This is a genomic window from Lentimicrobium sp. S6, from assembly GCF_013166635.1.
Lineage (GTDB): Bacteria > Bacteroidota > Bacteroidia > Bacteroidales > UBA12170 > UBA12170.
In genome coordinates, this window is record NZ_JABKBZ010000023.1 from 1 (window position 1) to 14,063 (window position 14,063).

Annotated in this window: 10 protein-coding genes; 1 reads left to right on the forward strand and 9 read right to left on the reverse strand. The window is 34.6% G+C overall.

The genetic code is table 11. The features are described 5' to 3' along the window. Window positions 1-392: 392 nt before the first annotated feature. The 8 genes from HNS40_RS09460 to HNS40_RS09495 form a co-directional block, all read right to left on the reverse strand. Window positions 393-1,085 (reverse strand): aspartate/glutamate racemase family protein, encoded by a 693-nt coding sequence (locus HNS40_RS09460; RefSeq protein WP_172280102.1) that lies wholly within the window; start codon window positions 1,083-1,085, stop codon window positions 393-395. A 329-nt stretch (window positions 1,086-1,414) separates the two neighbouring features. Beyond that, window positions 1,415-2,632, reverse strand: coding sequence for a hypothetical protein (locus HNS40_RS09465; protein ID WP_172280104.1), 1,218 nt, complete (start codon window positions 2,630-2,632; stop codon window positions 1,415-1,417). Window positions 2,633-2,967: 335 nt separating this feature from the next. Next, on the reverse strand, window positions 2,968-3,606 hold the full coding sequence (locus tag HNS40_RS09470; protein ID WP_172280106.1) for a hypothetical protein: 639 nt from the start codon (window positions 3,604-3,606) through the stop codon (window positions 2,968-2,970). Window positions 3,607-3,700: 94 nt separating this feature from the next. Continuing rightward, the gene (locus tag HNS40_RS09475; protein WP_172280108.1) at window positions 3,701-5,806 is read right to left on the reverse strand and encodes a DUF3857 domain-containing protein; all 2,106 of its coding nucleotides are present in this window, start codon (window positions 5,804-5,806) and stop codon (window positions 3,701-3,703) included. 635 nt (window positions 5,807-6,441) lie between these two features. Beyond that, a complete protein-coding gene (locus HNS40_RS09480; protein WP_172280110.1) occupies window positions 6,442-7,191 on the reverse strand; it encodes a succinate dehydrogenase/fumarate reductase iron-sulfur subunit in 750 nt (249 codons plus the stop codon). A 47-nt stretch (window positions 7,192-7,238) separates the two neighbouring features. Next, on the reverse strand, window positions 7,239-9,176 hold the full coding sequence (locus HNS40_RS09485; protein ID WP_172280112.1) for a fumarate reductase/succinate dehydrogenase flavoprotein subunit: 1,938 nt from the start codon (window positions 9,174-9,176) through the stop codon (window positions 7,239-7,241). Between the two features lie 33 nt (window positions 9,177-9,209). After that, on the reverse strand, window positions 9,210-9,887 hold the full coding sequence (locus HNS40_RS09490; protein WP_172280114.1) for a succinate dehydrogenase cytochrome b subunit: 678 nt from the start codon (window positions 9,885-9,887) through the stop codon (window positions 9,210-9,212). A gap of 285 nt (window positions 9,888-10,172) precedes the next feature. Beyond that, window positions 10,173-11,045, reverse strand: a complete 873-nt coding sequence (locus HNS40_RS09495; RefSeq protein WP_172280115.1) for a Fic family protein — start codon at window positions 11,043-11,045, stop codon at window positions 10,173-10,175. A gap of 249 nt (window positions 11,046-11,294) precedes the next feature. Between HNS40_RS09495 and HNS40_RS09500 the strand changes: the two genes are divergently transcribed. After that, window positions 11,295-12,584, forward strand: coding sequence for an aminopeptidase P N-terminal domain-containing protein (locus tag HNS40_RS09500; RefSeq protein WP_172280117.1), 1,290 nt, complete (start codon window positions 11,295-11,297; stop codon window positions 12,582-12,584). Between the two features lie 123 nt (window positions 12,585-12,707). Here the strand turns inward: HNS40_RS09500 and HNS40_RS09505 are convergent, their stop codons facing one another. After that, a complete protein-coding gene (locus HNS40_RS09505) occupies window positions 12,708-14,021 on the reverse strand; it encodes a carboxypeptidase-like regulatory domain-containing protein (protein WP_172280119.1) in 1,314 nt (437 codons plus the stop codon). Window positions 14,022-14,063: the final 42 nt, after the last annotated feature.

Consider the following 14,063-nt stretch of genomic DNA (forward strand, 5'->3'; position numbering starts at 1 on the left):
ACAGCCCAAATATCCCAGGCGACTCATTAGCTAAATTATCAAGGTATTGTACTTATGAGAAAAGGAAAAATCGATTAAATTTTGAGCAACAAATTGAAAGAGCTTTTTGCTTAAGTTAACGCTAATGCCCCATGGGGAGCAAAACAAATCAGATTCCAGCTTTAAAAATCAAATTACTTTAGAATATCGACTTCTCAATCTAATAGTTTTGTTGAATCTTTTTCCTGACTCCCCTTGGGGTTGGGGCAATCAGGGAAAATCAAGTATACTATTTCTAACTGATTAGTAACGATTACTTTAATTATTTCAAATGAAAAACAAATCAATTAGTCTTCTTCACCACTAGGAACAACAGAACATGGAACTTTAAACAAAAGAACTTTGAACTATATTTACTTCAAAGCCCATTCAACAGCCATTTCAGCATGAATGGTGGTGGTATCAAAGATAGGGATATTCACATCCTCAGCTTTGATAAGCAATGGAATTTCGGTACAACCTAAAATGACTCCCTCAGCTCCCTCTGACTCTAATTTGCCTATGATTTTTTTATATATTTCTTTAGACTCCTCTTTAATTTCTCCTTGAACCAATTCATTATAGATGATGCGATGAACTTCATCACGATCCTCAAGGTTTGGAATGATAACTTCTATACCAAAATTCTGAGCAATATAATCTTTATAGAATTCTTTCTCCATGGTGAATTTGGTTCCTAGTAAAGCCACTTTTTTGAGACCTTGTGCTTCAATGGCCATAGCTGTGGCTTCCGCAATATGAAGAAATGGAACACTTATCGCCTCTTTAATAGCTGGCGTACAGAGATGCATGGTATTGGTACAAAGCACTATTAACTCTGCTCCCGCTTTTTCCAGTTGTTGAGCAGCCTTCGCCATCATCTCATCCAGTCTCTTCCAATTACCTTCGTGTTGTAGTTTTACTATTTCATCAAAATCGACGGTGAGTAGAATGCTATCACAAGAGTGATGACCTCCCAATTCTTTTCTTACTTTTTTATTGATCAAATCGTAATATACCACGGAGGATTCCCAGCTCATCCCTCCTATTAATCCTAATGTTTTCATATATTAATTATTATTCTTATCGGTCTCCCGATTCACTGTGCGCAACAAATCTAATCAATCATTTACAATTAAACACCTGAAAGCCTAATTAAATCAAGTTGAAGGCATACTTTTATTGTGGTCGGGGATTATCATAAAACAAATTCCAGACAATGGTCCGTTTTGCTGACCATAGTCTGGAAAATAAATCACAAAAATTAATTCTGTGAGCTTGATTAAAATTACAGAATCAATACTTTGGTTTTCAGTTTATTAAAATCGGTAAGGATAATAAATCGTGAAAACAATGCCGAGTTTTTCCTGCCAATTTATGAACTACCGTTTATCATTTAGCTTCTACCGTATCCATTAGTTCTTCTAGAGCTTGTAGAGCTACTATTCGATTTTGCAATTTGCTTTTGACTTGACTGCCTTTGTATTGTTGGTGTAGTTTTGGCTTTTGACCTGGATGAATTAGATACTGTTGATTGCGCTCTAGTCGACAGACTCCTATCGGACTGTGAATTTTGCCTATTAGAGTACTGAGTTTGGCTTGCTTGCCTATCCTGTCTTTGAACGGATTGACTACTCATAGATGATCTACTTGAAGCTCCTCTATTTTGCTGCGTTGAAGTCTGTCTGTATTGACTTTGAACATCTCTACTTGTTCTATTCATTGAAACAGCTTGTCTAGTATCTCTTCCTTCTCTAACAGAAGTAGTTCTATTATTGTTTTGTGCCTCTCTGCTTGAAGAAACATTATTTCTATTTCTTTGTGAATATACATTGCTCCTAATGCTTCTGTTCGAAGAAGACGTTTGTGCTATATCTCTTCTTCTGTTTAATTCGCTTCTGTTTTTCACCCCATTGTTTCTCTTTGCAAAGGACCTCTGTGGATTATTTCGTCCATAATCGTTGCTTCTGTTTCTTTTCTGAATACGAACTGAATTATTGGAAACTCTATGGTCTGCTCTATAATATGAATTATGCACATTGATATGAACATATACATTGTTTTGATACTGACGTGGATGACAAGCTCTGCGATGGTGATAATTTGAAGGATAATATCCCCAACGATAAGGCGATCTCCAAGAACTATAATAAGGTCCTCTAAACCAAGTCCAAATTACTGGTTGATGCACATATACAGGCTGAATAATATAATTGGGACCATACATATACACATCTCCTATTACTTGAACTGTTGTCAATCCTCTATAGTCTTTCTCAACACTAATAACAGCTACATCTTGGAATAAATCCCTTGCTATTAGCGCCTGAATGGTTATCAGATTTATACCATATTCTGATGTTTCAATAACGCGAAGATAATCTACCAAACCATCCTCATTTAAATCTAAATTAGACAATCTCAAACGAGGATTATTGAGTTTATTTTCAAAATCCTCCAGATTTCTAGCCTCCCCAAAAATGGAAGCTACTGCATCTAGATCAAGGTTATCACTTATATCAAAAGATTTTGCCTCTATTGTTGTTATATTTTGAGCTATTAATTGACTCAAACTAATAAGGCTTATTACGAGTATTACGATTAGCTTTTTCATAAGGCATGGGTTTTAGTTAATAATAGAAATCTGTAATTAAATATTCTAGAACCATGCCAAAAGTGAATTGCCTTTTTTTTTAGCTGGGGATATTCTTCCTGCTTTGCCCTAATCACAAGTGGTGGCAGGAAAACTAATACAAATCATTTATATTACTCTAATCTGGTTTTTTCTACCAATTTTAAGCAAGGAAACGAAAAAATCATCACATTAAATTTATTTCCTGCTTTGCCCTAATCACAAGTGATGGCAGGAAAACTAATACAAATCATTTATAATACTCTAATCTGATTTTTTCCTCCCCTTGGGTGTTGGGGAAATGAAAAAATCAATTTCTAGAACAACTTGACACCAATAGATAAGCCTAAAAACATTCTACTCACCCACTCATATGTTTTTGGTTCCAAGTATTTCTCACTGCCACTAACAAAATTTTCTTTTTCAATCCTATACTTAAGCCCAGGCCCTGTATAAATATCAATGACAAATCGTGAAAACAAGAATTGATAACCCACCAATGCACCGGCACCAATTTCTAACCTATCTAAATCAACGATTCTGCTGTCATTATTATCAATATCTCCTTTAATGTTAACACCCTCGATAAGAATGTCATTAAAGCGAATGCTTCCACTGATATAAAATCCTTTTGGAGCATGATGCTTTGTTAATGGATAAAACTTCAAAGCACTACCTAGTGTGTATCCTTTAGAATCGTTTTGTGACCAAGACGGACCTCCGCCAATTCCAGTGGATGAGTTTAAAACCCAATCGGTAAATCGTAATGCAAATAAGAAATCAACTGAGAATTTATCAGTAATTGGTTTTTCAATAATGACATTTGGATTTTTATGGAAAACATCCTGAATGGGGAGGGTTTTAATCAAGAATCCTCTTCTGGTGGAATCATTCTGTGCTTGTACTGAAATCATACAGAATAAAAGGAATAATAATAATAATAATGCGTTTTTCATATTATTATAGATTTACTGTTTGACATTTTAATATTAATCACCTGGGAATATTGCAACTCCCAAAGAACAGGACTAGAATTCTTAAATCGCTTTACTATTTATTGATTAAGAACTTTAATTGATAATGATTTAGCTCTTCCACTTTGGAATATATAGTTTCAACATCGTGTATATCCTCAGCCTTCACATGTCCTTTTTTTACAATAAAATTACTAGACACTTTTAAATTACGAGGCCCCAACTGCTCAACTGAAATCTTTAATTCACCAAAGCTATTTTTTAAATCTACACTTTCGAATTCAGGAATTAGAGTAATATCTTTATCAAATTTCAAAAAATAAACATAAGAATCTTGACATAAGAAATCGGAATAATAATCTAGCTTTCTATTATCCTCATCAATATCCTTATAAACGATATGATTAAACAGATGACTTAAATCGAAGATGGTGGTATCTCCAGAGTTCGATATCAATTGATCACTGTTATATTTTACAGAGACCTTTGTATTAAAAGGAGCTTCTTTATCCTGAATCATCACTTCAGGCTTGCTATGCTCTATTCCTTTATGCAAATCCCATACTTTTTTATTATACAATTCATTTACAGTTTCATCTTTCACATCGTATAAATAAAGGCCTCGAGACATGGTTGAGTATTGACCAGACAAATGGACCCTAGTCTCGAATTCAACATGAGAAGATTCGAGATTTATACTGACAGCAGAATTTGTTCGTCTTTGATTGTCCTTTAAAGGGCTTCTAGGAATAGTAATTTGCCTATTGCTTTCAGCGATAAAGTCTTTATAATTTCTATAATCAGCCAAACTCACTAGGCGTGCCTTGCTACCTTCATAGTAAAATGGCATCTCATTCAAATAATAACCAAACCGACTTCTCTTAGGATTGATGAATTGGACTGTGTTATTGTCTAAAACCACAGCTAACAAATAATCATTCTCCTTCATAGGAGCAAAATAGGTATTGGAAATATTCCCAGTTCTAATATCACAAACATAAGCAGACAAATAGGACAATTCTAATTTCAGAATCAAGCTCACATAAACATCATACCTACTAATATCTCTTATGCTCTTTTTTGAGATATAATCCCCAAACCGATCTCTTCTGGGATCTAATTTTTCAAAATATTTAATATCAGGGTCAAACACAAAATCATCAACGATGGTATGATGTACCTTCTTGAGTTTTTCAAGGCCTAAGCTATCATTTTCTATGCCTTCTGTTTGGGTTCTGATAAATCGATTAACTTGAGAGTATTGTTTTGTATTGATTCCCTGATGTATATCTCTAAGAATACTTACATGGTTCCTTTCTCTTACTTCGGCATAAATAGCATAAAAGGGGACGAAACGCTCCTCAAAAGAATAATAATATTCATATAGAAGTTCGTAAGGCTTTACAGAAAAGACTACGTGAGGCAGCTCCAAATAAGGTCTTGAGCCTATTTCATCAATACATCCGCTTAAATTTGTTTTAGTCCACTCGTATACCCTATAGCCATCAACCACTTTACCAGAATCTTGCTCCATATTCTCCATAACAATATCAGTCTGCAGCTTCTCATTATGAGAAATTTTGAGGTGATATTTCTCTTTAGGAACATCCCCATTAAAGAAAACTCGAAAACTTGATAAATCAAGCATATTCACTCCATATCTCAATTCGTATTTATAATCTACTTCTAAAACATCTCCAACTTTGAGATTTGTGATCCCAATATGTGGCTTTTCATAATCAGCGAAAAAATCGGTATTAGGATCCACTGACCTCACCATTTCAATCGTATCAACCAATATGGGTTTTCTATAGCTTCCATCCTGAGCCATTATTTTCACTCTAAAACGCCTAATAAACAGCTCAGAAAGTGCGTCAGTATAATTTCTAGCCTCTGGGAAATGCCCAATAAAAGTGGGGTCAAAAGCTTCAGGAAGACTAAAAAGAGAAAACTGTTCCAGACCTTCTTCTGTCAAAATTTTCACCTTCATTTTTTTTGACACATAAAACAAGATATAATCAACTTTTTGCCCAATAATTTCAATAGAATTATCCTCTTCTAGAATAATGGCCGACTCCTTGATAATATTAGAATCGCTTATCAACTTCTCAGATTGCTGAGAAAAAGCCATAGCTCCTGAAACCATAAGTAAAGTTACAAATAGAAATCGTAAATTATTCATATTAATTATTTTATGCGATAGCACCATGTATTTCAATCCGTTCTTTTATTCCATACTTATAGCAAAGTGAAATATGGTTCCAATCTTAAGGAACAGAAAACACTTTCATAATGAGAACAAAAAGAATAACATTCTTGGTATTAAATCTGTTTATAATGATATACGTCTTCAAATATAGAACTTTTATATCATAAATCAAGTTTGTATTGTTTAATTTAAGCTTGTTATAATAGATTTACTGCAGAAAACAATATTGACTATCTCGATATACAAACCAGTTAAGTTATTTTTTTCGATTTGCCCTAACCTCAAGGAGAGCCGAAAAAGAATATCCTTCAATATTAAGATTACTCTATTATTTTAATTTACTCAAAACTGATTTTTTCCACCCCTTGGGGTTGGGGAAAGAAAAAATCGATAATAAACCAGTTAAGTTATTTTTTTCGATTTGCCCTAACCTCAAGGAGAGCCGAAAAAGAATATCCTTCAATATTAAGATTACTCTATTATTTTAATTTACTCAATACTGATTATTTCCACCCCTCGGGGTTGGGGAAAGAAAAAATCATAACCGAAACTAAAACAAAAAGCCACAACTCCATTGGAATTGTGGCTTTATAAATCTATAAGAATTTCTATTCTGCGCCTGCAATTTTGGCCACCAAGAATTCTCTATTTAGTCTTGCAATATTGGTTACTGAAATCTCTTTCGGACATTCCATCTCACATGCATAGGTGTTGGTACAATTACCAAATCCTAATTCATCCATGCGAGCAACCATTTTCTGAACACGCTTTGTCTTTTCTACTTTTCCTTGAGGAAGCAAAGCCATCTGACTCACCTTAGCAGAAACAAAAAGCATAGCTGAAGCATTCTTACAAGCTGCTACACAAGCTCCACAACCAATACAAGCTGCAGCATCCATTGCTAAATCAGCATCGTATTTATTAATTAGCGTAGCATTTGCATCTGGCACTCCCCCAGTTGAAGCAGAAGTATATCCACCTGCCTGAATAATTTTATCTAAAGCAGTACGATCTACCACTAAATCCTTAATTACGGGGAACGGTGACGCTCTCCAAGGTTCAATTGTAATAGTATCTCCATCTTTAAATTTACGCATATGCAGCTGACATGTAGTTACTGCATCATCTGGTCCGTGAGGACGTCCATTGATGTATAAACTACACATACCACAAATACCTTCTCTACAATCATGGTCGAAACAAACTGGTGTTTCCACCTTATCTACTAACGACTCGTTGAGCACGTCGAGCATTTCGAGGAAAGAACTATCAGCAGAAACACCTGCTATTTGATATGTTTTAAATTCCCCCTTGGCTTGAGCGTTTTCTTGACGCCATATTTTTAATGTTAAATCCATAGCCATATATTTTAGAAATCAATTTGCATTGATTTTCTGTTCAACAATTATTTATAATTTCTGGTTTTTACCTCGATCTCTTCATACTTCAAATCTTCTTTATGAAGTTCGGGTTTCTCACCTTCGCCTTTAAATTCCCAAGCACCTACGTACATATAGTCTTTATCGTTACGCATGGCTTCTCCTTCTGGAGTTTGGTATTCTTCGCGGAAATGACCACCACAGCTTTCTTCTCTATGATGAGCATCATAAGCCATCAATTCACCCATATCGATGAAATCGGCTATACGAAGTGCTTTTTCTAATTCAGGATTGAAACTATCAGCAGTACCTACCACTCTCAAGTCTTTATAGAAATCAGCTCTAATCTGAGCTATTTCCTTTAAAGCATGTTCTAATCCTTCTTTGGTACGAGCCATTCCTACATATTCCCACATGATTTTTCCTAATTTCTTATGGAAATAATCTGGAGACTTGCTTCCTTTAATTCCCATCAACTTACTAATGCGAGCATTCACATCTTTTTCAGCTTGTTTAAACTCAGGTAAATCAGTAGAAATTCGAGGAGTACGAATCTCGTCGGCTAAATAATTTTGAATGGTATATGGAAGTACAAAATAACCATCGCTTAATCCCTGCATTAATGCAGAAGCTCCTAATCTGTTTGCTCCGTGATCTGAGAAGTTAGCTTCTCCACCAGCAAATAAACCAGGAATGGTTGTTTGTAACTCATAATCTACCCAAGTTCCACCCATAGTATAGTGAATCGCAGGATAAATCATCATTGGTGTTTTATATGGATTATCATCCACAATTTTCTCATACATTTGGAAGAGGTTACCATAGCGTGCTCTAATCACATCTTCGCCTAATCTTTCGATGGCAGATGCAAAATCTAGATAAACTGCTAAACCAGTTCCTACTCCAAAACCTGCATCGCAACGTTCTTTAGCAGCACGGCTGGCCACATCACGAGGAACTAGATTTCCAAAAGCAGGGTATCTTCTTTCCAAATAATAATCTCTTTCGTCTTCTTTTAAATCGGTAGGCTTTTTCTTTCCTTCGCGAATGGCGACAGCATCCTCTTTTTTCTTAGGAACCCAAATTCTACCATCATTTCTCAAACTCTCACTCATCAATGTTAACTTCGATTGGAAGTCACCATGAACAGGAACACAAGTTGGGTGAATTTGAACATATGCAGGATTTGCGAAATAAGCACCTCTTCTCCAAGACCTAATAGCAGCACTTCCGTTGGAAGCCATAGCGTTAGTTGACAAGAAGAATACATTACCATAACCACCAGTAGCAATAACTACGGCATGAGCCGCATGTCTTTCTACTTTACCTGTCACTAAGTTACGAGTAATGATACCTCGAGCTTTTCCGTCAACAATAACCAAGTCTAACATTTCTTGGCGAGTAAACATCTCAACTGTGCCTTTCTCCACTTCTTTACTCAAAGCACCATAAGCACCTAATAATAGCTGCTGCCCGGTTTGACCACGAGCATAGAATGTTCTCGAAACTTGAGCTCCTCCAAAAGAACGATTGTCTAAATATCCGCTATATTCACGAGCAAAAGGAACACCTTGAGCTACACATTGGTCGATAATACTATTACTAACTTCAGCCAAACGATGAACGTTTGCTTCACGGGCACGGTAATCGCCACCTTTAATAGTATCATAAAACAAACGATAAACGCTATCACCATCACCTGGATAGTTCTTAGCAGCGTTAATACCACCTTGAGCTGCAATACTGTGCGCTCTACGTGGACTATCAGAAATACAGAAGTTCTTTACATTAAAACCAAGCTCACCAAATGAAGCTGCAGCAGCTCCACCAGCTAATCCGGTTCCAACAACAATAACATCTAATTTTCTCTTATTGGCAGGATTCACCAGGTTTTGATGAGCCTTATAATTGGTCCATTTCTCCTGTACTTTACCTGCTGGTATATTTGAATTTAATTTTGTCATTTTCTTCAATTTTTTCGTTTCTACAATCAGATATTATCCCATAAACATATAATACAATGGAATGATAATGAAACCTAAAGGAACTACTACAGCGTAGATGTTTCCAATCACTTTCACTACAGGAGTGTACTTAGGATGATTCCAACCCATGGTTTGAAAAGCAGATTGAAAGGCATGATACAAATGGAAACCTAATACTACAAATAATAAAATGTAGATAGAAGAGAAAATCATGTCGTTAGTGAATAGATTTACTGCAATAGTGTAGAAATCTGGATGACCATTAGCTAGCATAGCTCCTTCAACAAGCCCTAGTTTTACAAAGTAAAATTGGTAAAGGTGCATCACTAGAAATAATAAAACTAGAAGCCCAGAATAAATCATGGTTCTAGATGCAAAAGTAGTTTTGGTTTTACTGGATACTTTGTAGGCTTCACTACCGCGTGACTTCCAATTTCCTAATTGAACAATCACACCGTACAAACCATGTAAAATAAAACCACCAAACAAAGCTATTTCCATAACTTTCATTGGCCAGAATGTACTCATAAATTCAGCTGCGGCATGAAAAACTTCTCGATTGCCCTCTACTATTGGTAAAAGGAATAAATTGATTCCTAAATGTATCAATAGGAAAACAATTAGAAATAATCCGGCCAGCGACATTATTACCTTCTTAGTAATAGATGATAAGGCTTTTGTGTTACTCATAATGTTATTTTTAGATTGATTTTAAGCTAGTTAAAAATTACAAAATTCTCGGTTTTGAGAAGAGCAAATATAGGGTTTTAATTCATCAATAATTTAAGCATTAGAAGTCCTAAATTACAATTTTAACGGATTCTAAATAGGGAAAACACTAATTATCTGGCATTGTGAAAAATATAACAATAGGTTTATTACTTAGGAACGAAGATTCTTTGAAATTAGTTGTTTCGAGTAATCTTTAGTTCACAAGTTTTCTATCCATAAATTAACGTCAATAATGATGATACATTAATCAACACCAATCTTCCAAACTCCTTTTTCAGTAAAAGCTTCAATGGTTTGGCGCTTGGCTTTGTTGAGGAGGTTTTGATGGGAATATTCTGATTGCTTGGCATAATCCGATAGTTTGATAATGGTTTTTCCTTCGAGATAAGCTAATCGTTTGTGGTAACTGTTGGTTAAAGCTTGACTTACCATGGTTTCCATTATTTTGGTTTTCCCAGTAGAATCAAACTCTTTAAAGGCCCCGTAATACTTTTTTCGATCGATGAATTTTATATTGATAGGCACATAGCCTTCTCTTATGAGAATATAATTATTTAGCACCCTCCCCAATCTTCCATTACCATCAACAAAAGGATGGATATTTTCGAAGCTTAAATGAAACTTTGAAATCTTACGTACAATATCCTCATCTGCTGCCGAAAAATAATAAATTAGTAAATCATCCATCAATGAGTTAACTTTCGATGGGTTTTCAGCTATATGACTCCCTACTCTTGCCCATTCTTGATTTTGCCGAAATCTTCCAGCAACATCGTCTTTAATATTTGATAAGAGCATTTGATGCAAAAGTAAAATGACTTCAATACTCAATTCTTTTTCTTTTGCTCTTTCATCAATATAATTGATGACTCTGGCCAAATTCTTAGTCTCAAATAATTCTCGTTCGCTAATATACCTGTCCAACTCAATTTGAATTAAAACCTTATCGGTTTCCTCTAAACTCAGGGTGCTGTTCTCGATGGCATTAGAATTATAAACCTGCTCGGAAACTTCAGATTCACCAATCATTTTTAACAAGGACGATTTAGTATGAGATAATTGATAATATCTCTTGCGCAATTGATGAATATAATCGATAACTTTTGTTGTTGACATAAGAATACATTTAACGAATTATAATTATAATATCGTGAATTATTACAAATATACTAATTATTCACGAATATACATACAGATATCGTTAACATAATTCATATTACGTATTTTTTAACGGTATTTAGCAAGTGTATCGTGTATTAATTAATTAACACCTATCTTTTAACGACATATCATCATAGAATCGTGAATATAAATAATTCTATCAAAACAGATGATTTTATAACTTTGCAAAAAACAATTAGCCTTATGCGATATTCAAAGATAAATCCAGAACTTTTCATCAATAATAGAAAGCAGTTCACCAGTAAGATGAAACCTAATTCCATGGCCATATTTTATTCTAATGATGAAATGCCTAAAAAGGGAGACCAGTTTTTTCCATTTCAGCAATCGCCAGATTTCTTTTATCTCACAGGAATTGCTCAAGAAAAGTCAGTTTTGCTATTGTTTCCTGATTGTCCTATACCCGAATTTAGAGAGCTTTTATTTGTTTTAAAAACCAATGAACATATTGCCATTTGGGAAGGTCATAAGTATACACAAGAGGAAGCTACCGAAACCAGTGGAATAGCAAATGTAAAATGGCTAGACGATCAAGAAATGAATATCAATCAAATGATGACTTATGCCAAGCATGTATATTTGAATCAATATGAATATCCTAAATATAGTTCAGAAGTTGAAAGCCGCGAGAAAAGAAAGAATAGGGAATTAACAGCTAAGTTTCCTCAGCATCGCTACCATCGCTCTGCTCCCATTTTAAATGAGCAACGATTGATAAAAAGTGATATTGAAATAGATTTGATAAAAGAAGCCTGTGAAATCACCAATAAAGCTTTCCGCAGGATTTTGAAATATGTAAAACCAGATGTGATGGAATATCAGGTTCAGGCAGAAATAGAGCATGAATTCTCCATGAATGGCGCCAATGGAAATGCCTACTACCCCATTATAGCCTCAGGTATAAACTCTTGTGTTTTGCATTATATTGAGAATGATAAAAAATGTGAGGAGGGTGAATTATTATTATTCGACTTTGGTGCTGAATATGCCGAATATGCGGCAGACATGTCCAGAACCATCCCAATAAATGGTAAGTTCAACGAGAGACAAAAAGCAGTTTACGAGGCAGTACTTAGAACACAGAAATCTCTCACCGAAATGATGACAGTAGGCATGCCGCTTTCCGAATTAGACAAAGCCTCCAAATCATTAACTGAAAAAGAACTGATAGGATTAGGTCTTTTTACCGAAGAAGAAGTAAAAAACCAAGACCCTAAACAACCACTCTACCAGAAATACTTTATGCATGGAGTAAACCACCACATGGGATTAGATGTTCATGATGTGGGAGATAGACTTCAGCCATTAAAAGCAGGAATGGTATTAACCTGTGAGCCTGGAATCTATATCAAAGAAGAAAAGATTGGGATTAGATTGGAAAATGATATTCTCATTACCAAAGATGGCCCTGTGAATCTAATGGTCAATATTCCTATTGAGGTGGAGGATATTGAGCGCTTGATGGGAGAATAAGGGGTGGTGAGTAGCCACGAATGCACAAATGATAATTATTTAAAATTGGATATTGATTTCACGAATAGCATTATAATACCATAAAACAAGTTACTGAATTCAAATGATAAGACTTGAAGACTTTTAGTTTTCAAGTCTTATTCTTGAAAGCCTTGCGATTGAATTCCGTGACGAACCAGAGATAGTCAAATAATATACATACCCATTATTAATACTCAAATTTTCTCCCTTAAACTGGGAAACACGGGTACAATAATCAAACCCACCATCTTTCATATTTAAGGTGTAGATATAATAATAGGCCTTGTTTTTCTCTAGGGAGTACAATTTGTTTTCAATTTGGTCAATTATTATTTTACCCTCCCAACCCTTAGTATTATCACTATTCAGATTATATTCCGAAGGAGGTTTACTCACATCTGAAAAGCACTGGATTTTGGATTCATAAAAATTGAAATAATAGATGGTATCTTGAAAAAGGCAAATATTATTTCTTATTGGTTTGCTTTCAATATCTTTGATATATCTAGCTGCATCATTAAAGTGACGTATGTGACATATCGTAAGACTATCATTTGTAGAAGATTTTACAACAGAATGCAAATAATAGTCTTTAGATACCTCTGAAATATCTTCATTTAAATTAGAAAAACCCTCCAAATCAACATATTTAACAAAAAGATTCCTTTCACGATTATAACTCACATAAATAATCTCATGCCCAAAACCATTATAAATAGGAAACTCAAAAAACAAATTGCCTCCTTTTTTAAACCTACAATCCCCAAGTATTTGAATAAACCACTCTCTATCAAAAGGAGTCATAATATTTAGCGTGTTTTCCTCTATGATGACTTGATAAGCACTATCCTTGCTAAGCAAATGATAAGAGCCCAGACAATCTTCAAACAGCTGTTTAGAATCTTTTGGAAGGTTATTCTTAAAAGCAATGGTATCATAATCTCTATTCAATAAAACCAATGATGGATTTCCACCTAAACTCCTTTTCTTTTGCAAAATAAGGATACTATCTCCAATAAAACCATAATCCAAAATACTATACTTATTGACGTGAGCATTATAGGTTTTGTTATCACTAAAAATAGCCACCTCCTTTAGCTTATAGACTTTCGGAACCAATTCAACAATCACACAGGTATCAATTATTGCTGAAACAAAAATGGACTTACTTTTATAACCCACAAAAGAAAACTTAAGAGTATCGGGCAAATCGTGCAATTGGATATTGAAAAAACCATTTTCATCACTCACCATACCAATATTATAACGAGCCGAGATGATATTGATATTTGATTTCTTTTCTTTTGTAATTGAGTCGATGACATAACCTGATATTTGTATCGGCTTGTTTTGGCATTGCAAGGAAACAGAAAACAAACAGCTAATGATTAATATGCAAAATACGCTTCTTTTCATATTTATGATTTATAAATTTATCCTGATGAATCAATTTAAAAA

Excerpts from the sequence above, each read along its gene's own strand:
- HNS40_RS09500 (WP_172280117.1), top strand. The coding sequence starts at position 11,295 with ATGCGATATTCAAAGATAAATCCAGAACTTTTCATCAATAATAGAAAG.
- HNS40_RS09480 (WP_172280110.1), bottom strand. The coding sequence starts at position 7,191 with ATGGATTTAACATTAAAAATATGGCGTCAAGAAAACGCTCAAGCCAAG.
- HNS40_RS09475 (WP_172280108.1), bottom strand. The coding sequence starts at position 5,806 with ATGAATAATTTACGATTTCTATTTGTAACTTTACTTATGGTTTCAGGA.
- HNS40_RS09470 (WP_172280106.1), bottom strand. The coding sequence starts at position 3,606 with ATGAAAAACGCATTATTATTATTATTATTCCTTTTATTCTGTATGATT.
- HNS40_RS09490 (WP_172280114.1), bottom strand. The coding sequence starts at position 9,887 with ATGAGTAACACAAAAGCCTTATCATCTATTACTAAGAAGGTAATAATG.
- HNS40_RS09485 (WP_172280112.1), bottom strand. The coding sequence starts at position 9,176 with ATGACAAAATTAAATTCAAATATACCAGCAGGTAAAGTACAGGAGAAA.
- HNS40_RS09505 (WP_172280119.1), bottom strand. The coding sequence starts at position 14,021 with ATGAAAAGAAGCGTATTTTGCATATTAATCATTAGCTGTTTGTTTTCT.
- HNS40_RS09460 (WP_172280102.1), bottom strand. The coding sequence starts at position 1,085 with ATGAAAACATTAGGATTAATAGGAGGGATGAGCTGGGAATCCTCCGTG.
- HNS40_RS09495 (WP_172280115.1), bottom strand. The coding sequence starts at position 11,045 with ATGTCAACAACAAAAGTTATCGATTATATTCATCAATTGCGCAAGAGA.
- HNS40_RS09465 (WP_172280104.1), bottom strand. The coding sequence starts at position 2,632 with ATGAAAAAGCTAATCGTAATACTCGTAATAAGCCTTATTAGTTTGAGT.